This is a genomic window from Pseudomonas sp. BF-RE-25, assembly GCF_019956105.1.
GTDB classification, from domain to species: Bacteria; Pseudomonadota; Gammaproteobacteria; order Pseudomonadales; family Pseudomonadaceae; genus Aquipseudomonas; species Aquipseudomonas migulae.
In genome coordinates, this window is sequence record NZ_JAHBDB010000038.1 from 21,159 (window position 1) to 38,134 (window position 16,976).

General features: G+C 59.8%; 18 protein-coding genes. 7 read left to right on the plus strand and 11 right to left on the minus strand.

Going from position 1 to position 16,976, the window contains the following annotated elements; all coding sequences use genetic code 11:
* Position 1 precedes the first annotated feature (1 nt).
* Positions 2-1,579 carry a sensor domain-containing diguanylate cyclase gene (locus tag KGB24_RS18205; RefSeq protein WP_223415801.1) on the plus strand — a complete coding sequence of 526 codons (1,578 nt, stop codon included), beginning with the start codon at positions 2-4 and terminating at the stop codon, positions 1,577-1,579.
* A gap of 2 nt (positions 1,580-1,581) precedes the next feature.
* Here KGB24_RS18205 and KGB24_RS18210 read toward each other — a convergent pair whose 3' ends face one another.
* From KGB24_RS18210 to KGB24_RS18225, 4 genes are all read right to left on the minus strand, one after another.
* Entirely contained in the window at positions 1,582-2,499 is a 918-nt protein-coding gene (locus tag KGB24_RS18210; protein ID WP_223415800.1) for a LysR family transcriptional regulator, read from the minus strand.
* Positions 2,500-3,051: 552 nt separating this feature from the next.
* A complete protein-coding gene (locus KGB24_RS18215; protein ID WP_223415799.1) occupies positions 3,052-3,453 on the minus strand; it encodes a DUF2784 domain-containing protein in 402 nt (133 codons plus the stop codon).
* Positions 3,454-3,513: 60 nt separating this feature from the next.
* Complete coding sequence (gene dapA / locus KGB24_RS18220) at positions 3,514-4,389, minus strand: 4-hydroxy-tetrahydrodipicolinate synthase (RefSeq protein WP_223415798.1); 876 nt, start codon at positions 4,387-4,389, stop codon at positions 3,514-3,516.
* Between the two features lie 283 nt (positions 4,390-4,672).
* On the minus strand, positions 4,673-5,608 hold the full coding sequence (locus KGB24_RS18225; RefSeq protein WP_223415797.1) for a sensor domain-containing diguanylate cyclase: 936 nt from the start codon (positions 5,606-5,608) through the stop codon (positions 4,673-4,675).
* 183 nt (positions 5,609-5,791) lie between these two features.
* Between KGB24_RS18225 and KGB24_RS18230 the strand changes: the two genes are divergently transcribed.
* From KGB24_RS18230 to KGB24_RS18240, 3 genes are all read left to right on the plus strand, one after another.
* Complete coding sequence (locus KGB24_RS18230) at positions 5,792-6,490, plus strand: AzlC family ABC transporter permease (RefSeq protein WP_223415796.1); 699 nt, start codon at positions 5,792-5,794, stop codon at positions 6,488-6,490.
* A complete protein-coding gene (locus tag KGB24_RS18235; protein ID WP_167362959.1) occupies positions 6,490-6,801 on the plus strand; it encodes an AzlD domain-containing protein in 312 nt (103 codons plus the stop codon). Before KGB24_RS18230 ends, KGB24_RS18235 begins: the two co-directional genes overlap by 1 nt.
* A 65-nt stretch (positions 6,802-6,866) precedes the next feature.
* The gene (locus KGB24_RS18240; RefSeq protein ID WP_008030251.1) at positions 6,867-7,016 is read left to right on the plus strand and encodes a hypothetical protein; all 150 of its coding nucleotides are present in this window, start codon (positions 6,867-6,869) and stop codon (positions 7,014-7,016) included.
* A 70-nt stretch (positions 7,017-7,086) separates the two neighbouring features.
* On the opposite strand, the gene KGB24_RS18245 is transcribed toward KGB24_RS18240, so the two are convergent.
* The 6 genes from KGB24_RS18245 to KGB24_RS18270 form a co-directional block, all read right to left on the minus strand.
* Entirely contained in the window at positions 7,087-7,314 is a 228-nt protein-coding gene (locus tag KGB24_RS18245) for a DUF6555 family protein (RefSeq protein WP_008030253.1), read from the minus strand.
* Positions 7,315-7,505: 191 nt separating this feature from the next.
* Complete coding sequence (locus KGB24_RS18250; protein ID WP_008030255.1) at positions 7,506-7,778, minus strand: hypothetical protein; 273 nt, start codon at positions 7,776-7,778, stop codon at positions 7,506-7,508.
* Between the two features lie 273 nt (positions 7,779-8,051).
* Positions 8,052-8,732 (minus strand): SOS response-associated peptidase, encoded by a 681-nt coding sequence (locus tag KGB24_RS18255; RefSeq protein WP_008030257.1) that lies wholly within the window; start codon positions 8,730-8,732, stop codon positions 8,052-8,054.
* Between the two features lie 772 nt (positions 8,733-9,504).
* On the minus strand, positions 9,505-10,218 hold the full coding sequence (locus tag KGB24_RS18260) for an ABC transporter ATP-binding protein (RefSeq protein WP_008043237.1): 714 nt from the start codon (positions 10,216-10,218) through the stop codon (positions 9,505-9,507).
* A gap of 3 nt (positions 10,219-10,221) precedes the next feature.
* A complete protein-coding gene (locus KGB24_RS18265; protein WP_223415795.1) occupies positions 10,222-11,064 on the minus strand; it encodes an ABC transporter permease in 843 nt (280 codons plus the stop codon).
* A 147-nt stretch (positions 11,065-11,211) separates the two neighbouring features.
* Complete coding sequence (locus KGB24_RS18270; RefSeq protein WP_223415794.1) at positions 11,212-12,198, minus strand: aliphatic sulfonate ABC transporter substrate-binding protein; 987 nt, start codon at positions 12,196-12,198, stop codon at positions 11,212-11,214.
* A gap of 354 nt (positions 12,199-12,552) precedes the next feature.
* Here KGB24_RS18270 and KGB24_RS18275 point away from each other — a divergent pair, with 354 nt between their 5' ends.
* Together KGB24_RS18275 and KGB24_RS18280 are read left to right on the plus strand one after the other, a co-directional pair.
* Entirely contained in the window at positions 12,553-13,443 is an 891-nt protein-coding gene (locus KGB24_RS18275) for an ABC transporter substrate-binding protein (RefSeq protein WP_411736639.1), read from the plus strand.
* A gap of 100 nt (positions 13,444-13,543) precedes the next feature.
* Positions 13,544-14,443 (plus strand): polysaccharide deacetylase family protein, encoded by a 900-nt coding sequence (locus tag KGB24_RS18280; RefSeq protein WP_223415792.1) that lies wholly within the window; start codon positions 13,544-13,546, stop codon positions 14,441-14,443.
* A 353-nt stretch (positions 14,444-14,796) separates the two neighbouring features.
* On the opposite strand, the gene KGB24_RS18285 is transcribed toward KGB24_RS18280, so the two are convergent.
* A complete protein-coding gene (locus KGB24_RS18285) occupies positions 14,797-15,693 on the minus strand; it encodes a LysR family transcriptional regulator (RefSeq protein WP_008029078.1) in 897 nt (298 codons plus the stop codon).
* A gap of 124 nt (positions 15,694-15,817) precedes the next feature.
* On the opposite strand from KGB24_RS18285, the gene KGB24_RS18290 reads away from it, so the two are divergent.
* Complete coding sequence (locus KGB24_RS18290) at positions 15,818-16,966, plus strand: muconate cycloisomerase family protein (protein WP_223415791.1); 1,149 nt, start codon at positions 15,818-15,820, stop codon at positions 16,964-16,966.
* The last annotated feature ends 10 nt before the right edge of the window (positions 16,967-16,976 follow it).

Here is a 16,976-nt window from a genome sequence, read left to right on the forward strand (position 1 = left end):
CATGGGTAACCCGTCTGTCAAAGACCGAATTGAACAATTGCGCCACAGCGTGCCTTTGGTCACCGAACAGGCCGGTGCCAGGATCAAGGTACGCTCCGCGGTGGTACTGCTTGTTGCAGTGTGCCTGTCCATGATTGTCATCGTGATCTGGGAAGCGTGGAGTTCGCGCCAGTATCATCTGCATGACAAGGAAGTGGCGATGTCCAACCTTGCGCAGACCCTGGCCTCGCAAGCGCAGGCGACGATCAAGCAGGCCGATACGCTGCTGTTTACGTTGGTGGAACGCCTCGAAAGCGACGGCTTCGACCCGGCCGGGCTGCCACATCTGGAGCGCTTGCTCAGCGCCCAGCGCAGTGAGTTGAGTCAGTTGCATGGCCTGTTCGTCTATGACGAAACGGGGCGCTGGATTGCCAATTCCAACGGCGCCGCCCTGACCGATGCCAACAATGCCGACCGTGAATATTTCATCTTCCATCGCAATCATCCCGACCGTGGGCCTCATATCGGCCCGTCGATCAAAAGCCGCTCCAGCGGCGAATGGATCATGACGGTGTCGCGCCGGATCAATCATGCCGATGGGAGTTTTGCCGGTGTGGCGCTGGCGACGATTTATCTCAATCATTTCCTGTTCCTGTACGACAGCATCGACATGGGCCGCAACGGTGTAATCAACCTGATCGCCGACGACGCCACCATCATCGTTCGCCGGCCGTTCAACGAAGCGGATATCGGCACCAGCCTCGCCAACAGCCCGCTGTTCAAGCAGTTGTTGCCCTCGGGGAGTTCAGGGACGGCAACATTCAAATCCATGGTAGATGGCGTTGTGCGGGTGGTGGGGTTTCGCCGGGTCGAGGGGTATCCGCTGGTTGTTTTCGCCGCGCTCGACAAGCAGGAAGTCTTGGCCGGCTGGCGTGAGGAATCCTTGCTCAGTGCTGGCATCGTTACGCTTTTGCTCGGTTTTGTCGGTGTACTGGGTTATCGCCTGATCAATCTGATGAAGCAGCAGAACCGCATTCAGAACCAATTGCTGGACGCTCAGGACAAACTGCTCGAGGTCAATCGCGGCCTGGAATTGCTGGCCCTGGAAGACGCGCTGACGGGGCTGTCCAACCGGCGTCAGTTCGACCTGTTCATCCACTCGGAAATGGGTCGCGCCCGGCGCAACCTGAACGGCCTCGCGCTGCTGATGATCGATGTCGATCACTTCAAACTGTTCAACGACCACTACGGTCATGTGGCCGGCGACGAATGTTTGCGCAACATCAGCGCGATCATCACCGACAACATCAAGCGGCCCGGGGATCTGGCGGCGCGCTACGGCGGTGAAGAGTTTGCGGCGGTGCTGCCGGGGACTGACTATGTGGGGGCGTTTCTGGTCGCGGAAAAAATCCGTCGTGCGGTGTTGCAGGCCGGTATTCCACACCGTGAAGGCGCAGAGGGCATGGTGACGGTCAGTATCGGCGTCGCCGCTTACGATCCGGCATCACAGGCCCAGCCGAACGACCTCGTCGGAGCTGCGGACAAGGCGCTTTACGTGGCCAAGGCCAGCGGCAGGAACATGAGCGTCATTGCCAACTGACTTCAAACAAACCCGCCGCTGCCCTGAACCAGTTGGGTCGCCAGGTACGATTGCTTGAGTTTTTCCAGCCACCAACCCAGGGCGCGACCGTCATGGTCGCCACGCCAGCCGGCATACAGAATGTTCGGCTCGCGCGGGTCGGCCATCTGTTTTTCGACCAGCGTGCCGTTTTTCAGCAACGAGCCGACCCGATGTCTGGGCAGCCACCCCACGCCCAGGCCGTCGCACTGGGCGAGGATTTTGGCGCGCATGGTCGGCACGGCGAGCACGGGTTGTCCGCCGGAGACACCATAAGTGCTGCCTTCGGTGACTCTGGACGAGTCGGCTACGACAACCGCCCGGTGTTGCGTCACCGTTGCCCGAGAGATCGGTTCCTTGGCCTTGGCCAGCGGGTGCTTCGGTGAGACCGCAAACACCCATTCCATTTCCCCCAACTGCATCCAGCGCAAGGAAGGGATGGCCGGCGGTTCGTTGGTGGCGCCGATGATCAGGTCCGCCCGGCCTTCGCGCAGGGCTTCCCAGACACCTTTGAGCACTTCCTGGGTGATGCGCAACGGTACGCCGGATTCCAGCGCATCGAACTCGTGAATCACCGGGATCAGGGTTTCGAACTCCAGCAGTTCGTCGGTGACGATCCACAGGCGACTCTCCCAACCATTGGCTACTTGCTGCACCCGTTGGGTCAGGCGCGAGACGTCCTGCATCAGCCGCGCCGCCTCGTTCACCAGCAACTCCCCGGCCGGGGTGAGCTGCAAGCGGTAGCGGCGACGATCGAAGAGCAAGGCGTCGAAACGCTCTTCCAGTTGCCGCGCCGCATACGACACGGTCGATGGCGCCTTGCCCAGGTGCACCGCCGCGCGCGACAGGCTACCGGTTTCGCGAATGGCCTCCAGCAACGCCAGGTCTTCAATCGACAACATGTTTTGAATCCTCGAACGAACGGCCTGGAAATGAATGTCTGGAGCACGAGAACAAAATCGCGGCTACCTGAAATGTATAGGCCAACCCCACTCCCTGTAGGAGCCGGCTTGCTGGCGATGAGGCCCTCGAACGCTGCGTTGAATTTGAGGCCGCCATCGCCAGCAAGCCGGCTCCTACAAAATCGCGGGCTGTTTGAAATTTATCGGCCAACCCAACCCCTGTAGGAGCGAGGCTTGCCCGCGATGAGGCCCTTGAACGCTACGTTGAATTTGAGGCCGCCATCGCCGGCAAGCCGGCTCCTACAAAATCGCGGGCTGTTTGAAATTTATCGGCAACCCCAACCCCTGTAGGAGCGAGGCTTGCCCGCGAAGAGGCCCTCGAACGCTGCGTTGAATTTGAGGCCGCCATCGCCAGCAAGCCGGCTCCTACAAAATCGCGGGCTGTTTGAAATTTATCGGCCAACCCCACCCCCTGTAGGAGCTGGCTTGTCAGCGATGAGGCCCTCGAACACTACGTTGAATTTGAGGCTGCCATCGCCGGCAAGCCGGCTCCTACAGGGATCGTGTGGTATTTGAAAGGGTGGACGTCCGGCGTGACTTGCGCTGCCTGAACACTCGAACGTAGACCAACACGTTGATCACCAGCACCACGCCGCCGAGTCCCAGCTGGATACTCGGGGTCAACCCGGCCGGGTAAATCACCGGCCACACATAATGTTCGATGAAACCACCGCCATAGCCGGTTTGCCCGGCCGCGCTGCGCATGAGGTTTTCCCACTGTGTCAGCGGGCAGGTCAGGTGGAACACTTCGACCGCAACCCCCCACGTTGCGGCCGGCAGGTGCCACCAGGCCAGGTGGTGCCATTTCAGCACCAGCAGCCCGCCGAACAGCACGAACAGAATGAACAACAGATGAAACAGCACCAGCCCATCGGCGGCGATCCGGTAAAGCATGGCGACTCCCTGACGCGTGATGCGAATCACTCCATGGTACTCGGGCGGGGCGTCGGCGCTCTATCTATTGTTGCTGCCCAGCCCGGCGAGCACGGCCTTCAAACGCAGCACCATGGCCTCACTGCTGCGTTGCATCGGCGCGCGCAGTTCGTCGCCGATCAAGCCTTCAAGGGCCAGTGCGGTTTTCACCGGGGCAGGATTGGGTTCAATGAACAGGCTTTGAATCAGCGGCAGCAACCGGAAAAACGTCGCCCGTCCTTCCGCCAACCGCTGGTCGCGGATCTGTTGATGCAACGTCACGAACAACTCCGGATGCACATGCGCCGAGGCGGCAATCGCCCCTTTGGCGCCGAGGCACAGGGCGCTGAATATCTGGTTGTCTTCGCCGCACAACACGTCGACCTTGCCGCTGGTCAGCAGCGCCAGGGTGTTGGCCTGATTGCCGCCGCAATCCTTGATCGCGACGATTCGCTCGTGGGCGACAATGTTGAGCAACGTCGCCTGTTCGAAGGCGATGCCGGTGCGATACGGGATGTCGTACAGAATGATCGGCACAGTGGACGCATCGGCAACCGTTTTGAAAAACGCTTCAAGGCCCGCCTGGGACGGGCGAATGTAGTACGGCGGCGGCACCAGCAACCCGGCCAGTGGCCGCTTGAGGATTTCGCTCTGCAATTGCAGCAGTTCCGCCAGGTTGTTACCGGCCAGCCCCATGACCACCTGATCCGCAGGCACTAACTCAAGCACGGCATCCAGCACCGCCAGTTGTTCATGTTTGCTCAGTGCCGCCGCTTCAGCGGTAGTGCCGCAGACCACCAGGCCATCGACGCCTTTGTCCAGCAAATGGCTGACGAGCCGGCGCAACCCGACGAAATCGATCGCACCGTGTTGAAACGGCGTAACGAGCGGAACCCAGATACCTTGAAACGATGACATGCACTTACTCCTGAAAGTTGACCGATTTCGTCACCGTCAGAAGCGTAGAAGGAAGTAAGCAGGGGGAGGGTGCCCGTCGCGCTCAATGTCCTGTCAGCTCATCTGACGGGACAGCGCGCCCCGGTCACATGAGCGACTGTTTCTTCGATTTGAGGGCGTGCGCAACGCAACCTTGCGCCTTGGCAATCAAGCCAATGGCGTCAATGTTGAGGTTGAAGGTTGCGGACATGTTTGCTTACACCCTGAATGAGGCGCTCAGTTTTAAGAGTCGGCGGGAATTTTGTCAATCACGAAAATCGGCGAACTCGGCGCGCATTCTGCCGTTGTGCTTGGCTTTGTAGAGTAATTTGTCGACCTGCTCGACGAACTCCAGCGCTGTTGCCTGCAACGGTGCGCTGGTGGTGCCGACGCCGAGACTCAGGCTCAGCCGTTTCGATACCGCCGAAAATTCGTGAGGGATCTGCTGCTGCCACATCAGGTGCAGGCATTTGTTGGCCACCAGCCTTGCCGATTCGGCGTCGCTTTCCGGCAGCAGCCAGACGAACTCTTCGCCGCCGATCCGCGCGATGAAATCCCGTGGTCGATTGGCCGCCAGCGACAGGGTCTGGGCCACCTGGCGCAAGCATTCGTCGCCCTTGATGTGCCCGTAGTGATCGTTGTACTGCTTGAAGTAATCGATATCCAGAATGATCAGCGACAGCGGCAAACCGCCGCGTTGGGCGTTGCCCCATTCGCGCTCCAGCACCGTGTCGAACATGCGCCGGTTGGCGATGCCGGTCAGGCCGTCCTGGAAGGAATACTCTTCGAGTTGCTTCTGCAGGCGAATCAAGTGTTCTTCGGTTTTCTTGCGCTCGCTGATGTCGAACATGAAACCTACCAGCGCTTCGACTTCGCCGTCCTTGCGCACCACATGCACCACATCACGAATCCACACGTAATCGCCGGTATGGGTCAGCGCCCGGTAATCCGCCTCGTGATCCACCCCCGCGCGTGATTGCGAGACGCAGAACTCCACCACGTAATCACGATCATCCGGGTGCATGCGCTCGACCCAATCGTTGACCGACAGCCAACTGTCCTGCTTCCAGCCCAGAAGACGCTCGATCTGCGGCCCGATGTAGCTGAATGTCATGGTTTTCCAGTCGATTCGCCACGGAATCGCCTTGGTCGATTCCAGCAGGGTTTTGTAGACGTCGCTGTCGGTATCGATTGCGCTCATGACGGGCCGATCTCGAGGAAAACAGGTGCCATCATGTTGATATCATCGTGCCGAATCAAGCAGGCAGTCGATGAACGGTATGAATGCGCGGCACCGGTGCGAGGCACAAGTGCGCAAGATTGTTCAAGCCATACGGCGCGACTGCTGGCACAGTCAGGCGTCTTTTCCTGTTTGTAGAGCGTTATGACTCACTCACTCATGCCGCGCAGCGCCTTTCTTCGTGGCGCCGCGGCGATCATGCCGTTGTCCCTGGCGACCGCGCCGTGGGGATTGCTGGCCGGCTCGATGGCCATCGAAGCCAACCTCACGCCGCTGCAAGGCCAGGGGTTGTCGAGCATCGTGTTTGCCGGGGCGGCGCAATTGGTGGCCATCGGCATGCTCAAGGGCGGTGCCGGGATTTTTTCGATTCTGCTGACCACGTTATTGCTGACGTCGCAGCATTTGCTCTACGGCATGAGCATGCGCTCGGTGATTTCCCCGCTGCCGGGTCGCTGGCGTGCCGGGCTGGGCTTTTTGCTCACCGACGAGCTGTTCGCCCTGACCAGTCAGCATGACAAACAGCAATTCAACCGCTGGTATGCCCTGGGCGTCGGCCTGACGTTTTACATCGCCTGGAACCTCTTCACGCTGGCCGGCATCGTGCTGGGCAGCAGCATTCCCGGCCTGGAACATCTGGGCCTGGATTTCTCCATCGCCGCGACCTTCATTGCCCTGATCACCCCGGTGGTGCGCAACGTACCGACCGTGGTCTGCGTGGCGGTTTCGCTGTTTTGCTCGGTGTTGTTCAGTTACTGGCAATGGGGCTCGGCGCTGGTGCTGTCGGGGTTGTCGGGCATGACGGCGGGCTTCATCTGCAACAAATTCTACGGTGGACGCACATGATGGTCTGGGCGGTGATTGTCGGTATGGGGATTCTGGTGTTCCTCAACCGTTATGTATTTCTCGAGCCGCGGCTGCCGCTGCGCCTGAGCAGCAACGCCCGGCAATTCCTCGGCTTTGCGGTGCCGGGCATGTTGACCGCCATCTGCGGCCCGATTGTGTTCATGCCGGATAAACAGCTGAACCTGCAATGGGACAACCCGTACCTGATCAGTTCGCTGGTGGCGGTGGGGCTGGTGCTGTACACCCGCAACACCTTGCTCAGCATGTTGTTGAGCATGGGGTTCTTCTTTTTGCTGCGCTGGTGGCTCTGAGCCGGGAGCGCGAAACTGTTCTACGCTTAAAGTTGATGACTGATCCCTTAGGGAGAGAGGTGAGCATGGCAACTGAACAAAAGCGTCCTGATCCGGAAGATGAAGACATGGATGAACCGACGGAAGAAGAGATCGAGCAGCAGAAACGTTCGACGCCTGACTGGAAGCATCCCGACGACGGGAAGGAACTGTCAGAACTTGATAAAAAGTTTTAGCAGGCGCTCTGACCGATCTGCGCATACAACAAAGCCCCGCCTATGCGCGGGGCTTTTTTTTGCTGGTCAATCAGATCGACACGTTCCAGCGAATCTGGGTAATGCCCAATTGCTGCGCTTTAATGCGTGCCGCTTCGAGGGTGGCGTGTTCGGCGATCTTGCGGCCGGATTCAGGGTAAGCATGCGCAGACGCCGAATGAATCGCGTCGACATCGGAAAAATGCACAGCCATCTTGAAAAAGTGCTGTCGCACACCGTCGAATAAGTAATGCACGGCATAGGGAACGAGTTCACTCATCTATCTCTCGTGGAGCCAGCCAGGTCAGTGGCTTAGTCGTCGAATAAAAATTCAGAGAGATCTGCGGTGAAAGTGTGATGCAGAAATAGGACTGCTGAAAAAGGAGGAGGCTCAGTGAGCCTCTACCGTTCAGAGTGCGGCGACGACGGGTTCGTTCAGTTCTTTTGCCAAACGTAGGCCTGCGTGTCGTTTCAAGCGTCGTCGAGCTGCAATTCGTCGGGATGTGAGGCCCGATAGCCCAGGGTCTTGTCGATCCATGCGTTCACTTCGTTGACCATGACCGGCGGCTTGCCGGGATAGTGTAAGAGTGTTGAACGCAAGGTGCCGTCAATCCCCGGAACCGATAGCAGGTTACGGGTCTTTATGTATTGCTCTATGAAACAGTCCAGCCGATAGTGCTCTGTCGTCGAAAGATAAACGCACTCCAGACCAACGACTTGATTGATTGCAAAATCGTCGCGCATTTAATTCTCTGCAAGGCTTGTTGTAGTTGGGATTTCCTTAGTTGTTGACTCTTTGGTCAACTGGGCGATGCCAATGGAAATGCGGCGCGCATGCTATCCGTAGTTATTCTAAATGTATGTATGACGATCAAATTGTCGGACAAGCGGTTGATACAGAAAAGCGCCCTCTATCAGTAAGTGTTACTTGGGTGAAACAGTCTGTGTAACGTTTAAGTTATAGGTCTGCATAGCTAACTGTTATTGGCGCTCGCATGGCTGTTGGTATTGATAAGTTCATGCACTCTCGTCAATTAGCGACGCGTCTTGATTCCTCACGTTGCCTACAGCCTTGCCAACTTTGTACCACTCGAAAACTTCGCTGCCTTCGCCTTGAAACAAGGCCATCTGTTCGGCGCGTTCCGGGGGCGTGGCGGGATCGAGCCATTCCCGCGCCAGTTCCGGCGACAACACCACCGGCCGCCGGTCGTGAATGTCGAGCATGCCACCGGCGCTGTCTGCGGTAATGATCACGAAACCGTTGTCGTCTCTCGGTTCCTCGCCATCTGTGGGAAACCGGCCAATCGCGGCACAGAAAATCGGATCGCGGTCCTGCCGCCGGATGAGCCATGGCTGTCTCGTTGAGTCCGGCGTATCGACCCATTCGAACCAGTTGTCGATCGGCACAATCGCGCGGTGCGGCCAGATTGCGCGGAAGAACGGGCCGTGGGCGACTTTCTCCACCCGTGCATTGATCGGCGCCGCACGATCCTTCGCCCAATGCGGCCGCCATCCCCAGCGCACCTTGTCGGCCTGGAGCCCATTGCTTTCCCGATGAAACAACGCGAGTTGATTCGTCGGCGCGGCGTTGTATCTGGCCAGCGGTTCATCGCCGACATGGTTGATCAGCGCGTCTGGAATGCTCAGTACCGCCACGAAGTCATGAATGCCCCGGTATTGCGAGAGTCTTCCGCACATCGAAAGAAACCTCTTACTGGAACCTTCAGCTTAGACGCTTCACCTGTAGGAGCCGGCTTGCCGGCGATGGCGATTTTACGGACGCCTTCGCCGGCAAGCCTGGCTCCTACGGATCACCAGGGTGTTCGGGATTGGGAATTCACGCGAACCCTGTAGGAGCCGGCTTGCCGGCGATGGCGATGTCACAGACGCCTCCGCCGGCAAGCCTGGCTCCTACGGATCGCCAGGGTGTCCGGGATTGGGAATTCACGCCAACCCTGTAGGAGCCGGCTTGCTGGCGATGGCGATTTCACAGACGCCTCCGCCGGCAAGCCTGGCTCCTACGGATCATCAGGGTGTTCGGGATTGGGAATTCACGCCAACCCTGTAGGAGCCGGCTTGCTGGCGATGGCGATTTCACAGACGCCTTCGCCGGCAAGCCTGGCTCCTACGGATTGGGGGATGTCCGGGATCGGGGATTCACGCGAACCCTGTAGGAGCCGGCTTGCCGGCGATGGCGATGTCACAGATGCCTCCGCCGGCAAGCCTGGCTCCTACGGATTGGGAGATGTCCGGGATCGGGGATTCACGCCAACCCTGTAGGAGCCGGCTTGCCGGCGATGGCGATTTCACAGACGCCTTCGCCGGAAAGCCTGGCTCCTACGGATCGCCATGGTGTCCGGAATTGGGGATTCACGCAAACCCTGTAGGAGCCGGCTTGCTGGCGATGGCGATCTTACGGACGCCTTCGCCGGCAAGCCTGGCTCCTACGGATCGGGGAACGCTGCGCGATTCAAATGACGTGCGCCCGTTGCAGTTCGGTCAACGACAGGGCCTTCAATTGCGCCAGCAGCGGATCGCGCCGATCACGCGGATGGGGCAGTTGCACCGCCAGTTCCTGGCGAATGCTGCTGGGGCGATTGTCCATGACCAGGACGCGGTCGCTGAGGTACAGCGCTTCATCGACATCGTGGGTCACCAGCAGCAGAGCGATGGCGTGACGCTCGGCCAGTTGCAGCAACAAATCTTGCAGTTTCATCCGGGTGAAGGCGTCCACCGCGCTGAACGGTTCGTCGAGCAACAGCACATCGGGCCGTGAGTAGAGGCCGCGAGCAATGGCGACCCGCTGCGCCATGCCGCCGGAAAGCGCCTTGGGTAACGCTTGAGCGAACCCGCTGAGGCCCACTTCATCGATCAGTTGTGCGACCCAGGCCTTGTCATATCGGTTGTCGGCGCTGAAGCCGATGTTTTGCTCGACCGTCAGCCAGGGCATCAATCGAGGTTCCTGAAACACGAACGCAACCTCACCGGCGCTGCGATTCAGTTCACCTTGGAAGTCCTTTTCCAGACCGGCAACGATCCGCAACAACGTGCTTTTACCGCACCCGCTGGGGCCCAGCAGGCTGACGGTTTCCCGGGGCTGCAATTGCAGGTGGATGTCCCTGAGCACGGTGGTGGTGGCGAAGGTTTTGCGCTCGACCCGAATGTCCAGCAGGTAATCGGTCATGGCTCAATCCTCTCTGCTTTGGCCGTTGAACGTGTCGCGCCACGCCAGGAAGCGTTTCTCCAGGCCGGCGAGAATGCCATCGCTGAGTTTGCCCAGCAGCGCCAGCACGATGATTGCCGCGAGCACGATGTCCGGGCGGGACGTCTCGCGCCCGTCACTGAGCAGATAACCCAACCCTTTGGTCGCGGCGATCAGCTCGGCGGCCACCAGAAACATCCACGCCAGGCTCATGCCGCTGCGCAACCCGGTAAACAGGCCGGGCAGGGCGGCAGGCAACAAAATCCTCCGGACCAGCCGTGTGCGACCGAAGCCATACATCTGCCCGACTTCCACCAGTTTGCGGTCGATGTCGCGAATCGCCGCGACGCCGTTTAGGTACACCGGGAAGAACGCGCCGATGGCAATCAGGACGATTTTCGAGGTTTCGTCGATGCCCAACCACAGCAGCAACAAGGGCACCCAGGCCAGGCTCGGAATCGAACGCAGGCCGGCGAAGGTCGGTTCAAGCCAGGCTTCGGCTTCGCGGCTCAAACCGACCCAGGCGGCAAACACCAACGCCAGACCGGCGCCGATGGCGAAACCGAGCAACACGCGCAACAGGCTGGCGCTGATGTGTTTCCACAGCGCGCCTTCTGCGAGGTCTCTCAAGGTCAGGGCGATTTCGCTGGGCGCAGGCATTTGGTAGGACGGCAACCAGCCGATGCGTACGACAAATTCCAGCACCAGAAGGATCAGTACCGGCAACGCCAGACCCTTGAGACGCAAACGCCAGGCATTGTTCAAGGAAAGAGCAGCACGACGTGGCGTCGGCAGTTCGAGGGGCAGGTCTTTGCTTTTGCTGGTCATGAGATTCTCCGGTCACGACGAATCCGCGACTGGCGCGGGTTACAGCGCTGATTTGAAGCAAGATCAAAATATCGCAGCCTGCGGCAGCTCCTACGTTGGGATATGCGTTTCCCTGTAGGAGCTGCCGCAGGCTGCGATATTTTGCTTTTACTGACGGGCCACGGTTTCCTTGAAGCCGGTGTCGATCAGCTGATCGATGACCTGATCGACATTCACCCCTCGACGCACCAGTTCTTCGGACACCAGAATCGGCGCGGCGGCCTTGGAGGCGATCACATCCCTGGCGGTCAGTTGCGGGCTGCTCAGGTCAGTGCGGGACAGTTGCAGCTTGGCCACTTCTAGCGGCAGACCGGATTCGGTAGCGAGCAGTTTCGCCAGTTCGTCAGGGTTTTTTACCGCCCAGTCGCGGGCCTTTTCGTACGCCTTCAGTACGGTTTCGATGGTCTGCGGGTGCTCTTTCGCATAAGTGTCAGTAACGCTGACTACGCCATAACTGTTGAAGTTGGTGTTGCGATACAACAGGCGCGAACCGGCCTGGACCTGGCTGGCGGCCATGTGCGGATCGAGGCCGGCCCAGGCGTCGACGTCGCCTTTTTCCAGGGCCGTGCGGCCATCCGGGTGCTGCAAATGCACCAGTTCCACATCGTCCTTGCTCAGGCCGGCCTGTTGCAGGCTGCGCAGGGTGAACAGGTACGGGTCGGTGCCTTTGGTGGCGGCTATCTTCTTGCCTTTCAGGTCGGCGACGGTCTGGTAGGGCGAATCCTTGCGCACCACCAATGCGGTCCATTCGGCGCGGCTGTAGACGTAAACCGATTTGATCGGGCTGCCATTGGCGCGGCTGAGCACGGCGGCGAGGCTGGCGGAGGAGGCGAAATCAACGCCGCCGCTGTTGAGGTACTCCAGCGAGCGATTGCTGCCCTGACTCAGCACCCAACTGACTTTGGTCTGCGGCAGGGCTTTTTCCAGAAATCCAAAGTGTTTAAGCACCAGGCTCACTGGCGAGTAGTAGGCGTAATCCAGATGCACTTCGGCCGGCGGTGTTTCAGCGGCCTGCGCGGCGGGTTGCAGGCTCAAGGCCAGGGCGCAGGCGCTGAGCAGATACCTGACTTTGGGAAAGCGGAAGGTGGACTTCATGGGATCGGCTCCGGACAAGGCGTTGGGTTTCTTATGTCGAAAAATTCATTTTTTATAAATGCTTCCTGCGTAAAAGGAATATTGCAGGCTCTGTGCCATGTCTTGGATATCAGGCGTTTTCAAGGCGTTGATGCGAGGAATGAAGCAGAAGGGTGTTGCAGGGAAAACAGTCTGTCGGCTCACTGTTGCCGGGCGAACAGTGTTGACTGACAGTCATGAGCTTATGCGTAAATCGAATTTAAAAAGCATCCTGTAAGAGCGCTATGGTCTATGCCATTCACTCTCAAGGAGCCCCCGATGAACCTGTCCAGATTCGTTCGCAGTTTGCTGACCAGTGCGTTGTTTGCTGCGCCAATGGCCTACGCCGCTGAGCCCGTTGTCCTGCATGTCGGTGATCAGAATTACTACAACGTGCGCGCTTCGGTGGAGGCTTCGGGGGTGCTGGAAGGGGCGTCTTACACCGTTGACTGGAAGCATTTTCAGGCCGCTGCACCGCTGGCCGAAGCGTTGAACACCGGGGCGCTGGACGTGGGCTTTCTGGGCGATTCAGGCTTCCTGTTCCTCGCTGCAAAGCAGGCGCCGGTGAAGCTGATCGGCGTCTCGCGGCAGAACCCGGACACCATCGCCTTGCTGGTGCCCAAGGATTCGCCGGTCAACAGCATCGCCGACCTCAAGGGCAAGAAAGTCGCCTATTGGCCCGGCGCCTGGAGCCAGCAATTGACCCTGCGTGCCCTGCAACAAGCTGACCTGCCGGAGGACTACGTCGACTTCATCAAGCTGATGCCGATCGATGCCGCCGCCGCGCTACCTCAGGGCAGCATTGATGCCTTCCCGGTCTGGGAACCCTACATTTCCCAACAGATTCTGTTCTCCGGCGCGCGACCGATTCTCACCGCCAAGAACCTCATGCCAGGCCTCAGCGCCATCGCCGCGTCGACACCGTCAATCGACAGTAAGCGCGAAGCCATCGCCGACTTCCTGGTTCGCCTGAAAAAGGCACGGGCCTGGGTCGACAATCACACCGACGAATATGCCGATCTGTGGGCGAAGAAGGCCAATCTTGACCAGAACGTCTCGCGTCACTGGTTGCGCCAGGCTCACATGACCGTAGGCCCGGTGGATGCACAGGCCGCGAAGGACCTGCAAAGCACGGCGGATTTTCTGTTCAAGGTCAAAGCACTGCCGACGGCACTGGCGACCGCGCCGATTATCGACAACTCGTTCGAGCAGGCGTTTACCCAGTAACCGACAATGCCGGGCAGCACCGGAACCAAACACTGTGTACCCTGATCCAAACCGCGCCCGCACACCTGTGCGGGCTTAACGGTCCGGCTCAAGGCACAACATGAAACATCTGTTCAAGATTCTCAGCGCACTCGCCATTGCCGTCGGGCTGGCGGGTTGCATCGCTGCTCCCATCGAAATGACGCCGCAAACCGAACAGCGTCTGCACGCGCAAGCACCGATCCGGTTTCTGCTGACGTTCGACGACGGTCCCAGCGCGTCGAGTTTCTGGAACCCGACGATGACAATCCTCGACAGTCTCGCCACCAACCCGGTGCAGCCGAACCTCAAAGCGGTGTTCTTCGTGCAGACCGGCGCGCCACGGGCGGGCGACAGCGACATCGGCCGCGAGGTCATGCGCCGCGAGCATGCGGACGGGCAGATTCTGGGTTTCCATACGGCCACCCACTGGCACACCAATCACCGTTCTCTGAGCCCGGAAGAACTGGAACAGTCATTGACCAAAGGCAGTGCCGACATCGCCGCCATCACCGGCACGCCGCCGACCCTGGTACGGCCGCCGTTCTGGAACTACGACAAACGGGTTTTCGCCGCTTATCAAAAGCACGGCATGCACGTGTTGCTGACCGACCTGAGCGCCAACGACGGCAAGATCTGGGGTTTCAACGCCAGCCCCCGGCGCCGGTCCAGCATGTTGCGGCAGATGTCGGAGGTGCGCGAGCGCATCGCATTGGGTGAGTTGCCGACGGTGGATGGGGTGATCCCGGTGGTGGTGACCTTCCACGACCTCAATCGCTACACCGCCCGACATGCCCGCGAATACCTGCAAATCCTTCTCGACAGTGCGCAGGCGACCGGCGTGAAAACGGCGCAGAAGCCGTTTTACGATGATCAGGCCGAACTGCAACGGGCGGCCATGGCGCGCACCGTTCGCGACAGTGCGCAACCGGTGAAATTGCCTGGGGTCTGGAACTGGATCTGGGACGGGGACGCTCATTGAATGTTGATCAAAGTGAGCGCCGCAAAACGTTTGCCAGCAGATGAATAACCCTCAATCCCGAACACCCCCACGATCTGTAGGAGCCGGCTTGCTGGCGATGGCGATCTCACGGACGCCATCGCCAGCAAGCCGGGCTCCTACAGGTTTTGCGTAAACCCTCAATCCCGAACACCCCCCACAATTTGTAGGAGCCGGCTTGCCGGCGATGGCAATCTCACGGACGCCATCGCCGGCAAGCCGGGCTCCTACAGGTCTTGCGTGAACCCTCAATCCCGAACACCCCCCACAATCTGTAGGAGCCGGCTTGCCGGCGATGGCAATCTCACGGGCGCCATCGCCAGCAAGCTGGGCTCCTACAAAGCGTTCAGCTGTTGCGGCGATAATTCATCAATCATCCGCAAGCAATGATTCAATCCCGGCGACACGTCGCCCACGCGTCGGCTGAGGATGATCGGCGAGGTCGCGTTGTCTTCCAGCAGCGGCGTGAAGCCGATGTCGTCGCGGTGCAGCAATTGCACCGAGGCCGGCACCAGGGTGACGCCGATTCCTGCGCCCACCAGGCCGATGGCGGTTTGCAGTTCGTTGGTCCACTGCGCCACGTGAATGCTGACGCCATAGGACTCGAACAACCCGATCACATGGTCGGCGTAGCTGGGGCGCGGGTTGCCGGGGTACAGCACGAAAGGTTCCTTTGCCAGTTCGCGCAGGCTGATCGGCCCGGCCAGTAGCGGATGACCGGCGGGCAGGGCGGCGACCAGCCGGTCTTCGGTCAACACCGTCTGGATGATGGCTGGGTCGTCGATGCGGATGCGGCCGAAACCGATATCGATCCGACCGGCCTTGAGCGCCTGCACCTGTTGCAGCGTGGTCATTTCCGAGAGCCCCAGTTCCAGCTCCAGAGGCTCGCCGCTGCGCAAGCGGCGGATCAGTTCCGGCAGCACGCCATAGAGTGTCGACGGCGCAAAACCAATCCCCAGCCAGGTTTTTTCCCCCAGGCCGATGCGTCGTGTGTTGTCGCAGACCTTGCCCAGTTGCTCCAGCAGGGCAGTGCTGTGCTCATGGAAAAACCGCCCGGCGTCGGTCAGCTTCAGCGGTCGTCCGCGATCCAGCAGCAACACCCCGAGTTCATCCTCCAGTTGCTGAATCTGTCGGCTCAGCGGCGGCTGGGCAATGTGCAGCAGTTCGGCGGCGCGGGTGAAGTTGAGGGTTTGAGCCAACACCTGAAAATACCGCAGGTGACGCAGTTCCATGAGGCCTCCGCAAAGCAGTTTGCATACCTTAAAGGTATCAAGTCAGACCAATTCTATATTGGCTTCCCGAAAAAAGCCGTACCAGAATCGGTTCCAGAACTTTAAGAACCTGACGGGTATCGACATGCTTGCAACTGCCATTGAATTGATCGAGACGATCATCGTCGATCTGCCGACCATCCGCCCGCACAAGCTGGCGATGCACACCATGCAGAACCAGACGCTGGTGATCATTCGCGTGCGCTGCGCCGATGGCATTGAAGGTATTGGCGAATCCACCACCATCGGTGGCCTGGCGTATGGCAATGAAAGCCCGGACAGCATCAAGACCAACATCGACCGGCACTTCGCGCCGCTGCTGCTGGGTCAGGACAGCGCCAACGTCAACGCTGCGATGTTGCGCCTGGAGCGCAGCATCCGTGGCAACACCTTCGCCAAGTCAGGTATCGAAACCGCGTTGCTCGATGCCCAGGGCAAGCGCCTCGGCCTGCCGGTCAGCGAACTGCTGGGCGGCCGCGTTCGGGATGCGCTGCCAGTGGCCTGGACCCTGGCCAGCGGCGATACCGACAAGGACATCGCCGAAGCGGAAAAAATGCTCGACCTGCGCCGCCATCGCATCTTCAAACTGAAAATCGGTGCCGGCGAAGTCAATCGCGATCTGGCCCACGTCATCGCGATCAAGAAAGCCCTCGGCGATCGCGCCAGCGTGCGGGTCGACGTCAATCAGGCCTGGGATGAAGCCGTCGCATTACGCGCCTGCCGGATTCTCGGCAGCAACGGCATCGACCTGATCGAGCAACCGATCTCGCGCAATAACCGCTCGGGCATGGCGCGCCTGAACGCCATCAGCCCGGCGCCGATCATGGCCGATGAATCCATCGAGTGCGTGGAAGATGCGTTCAACCTGGCCCGTGAAGGTGCGGCTTCGGTGTTCGCCCTGAAGATCGCCAAGAACGGCGGCCCACGCGCGGTGCTGCGGACCGCCGCGATTGCCGAAGCGGCGGGCATCGGCCTGTACGGCGGCACCATGCTTGAAGGTGGTCTGGGCACCATGGCTTCGGCCCATGCCTTCGTCACGCTGAACAAACTGGCGTGGGACACCGAGCTGTTCGGCCCGCTGCTGTTGACCGAAGACATTCTCAGCGAGCCGCTGGTCTATCGCGATTTCGAGCTGCACGTGCCGAAAACCCCGGGATTGGGCCTGAACCTCGATGAAGAGCGCCTGGCGTTTTTCCGTCGAGACAAGACATCCACTGCCATTCATCAAGCCTGAGGAGAGCATT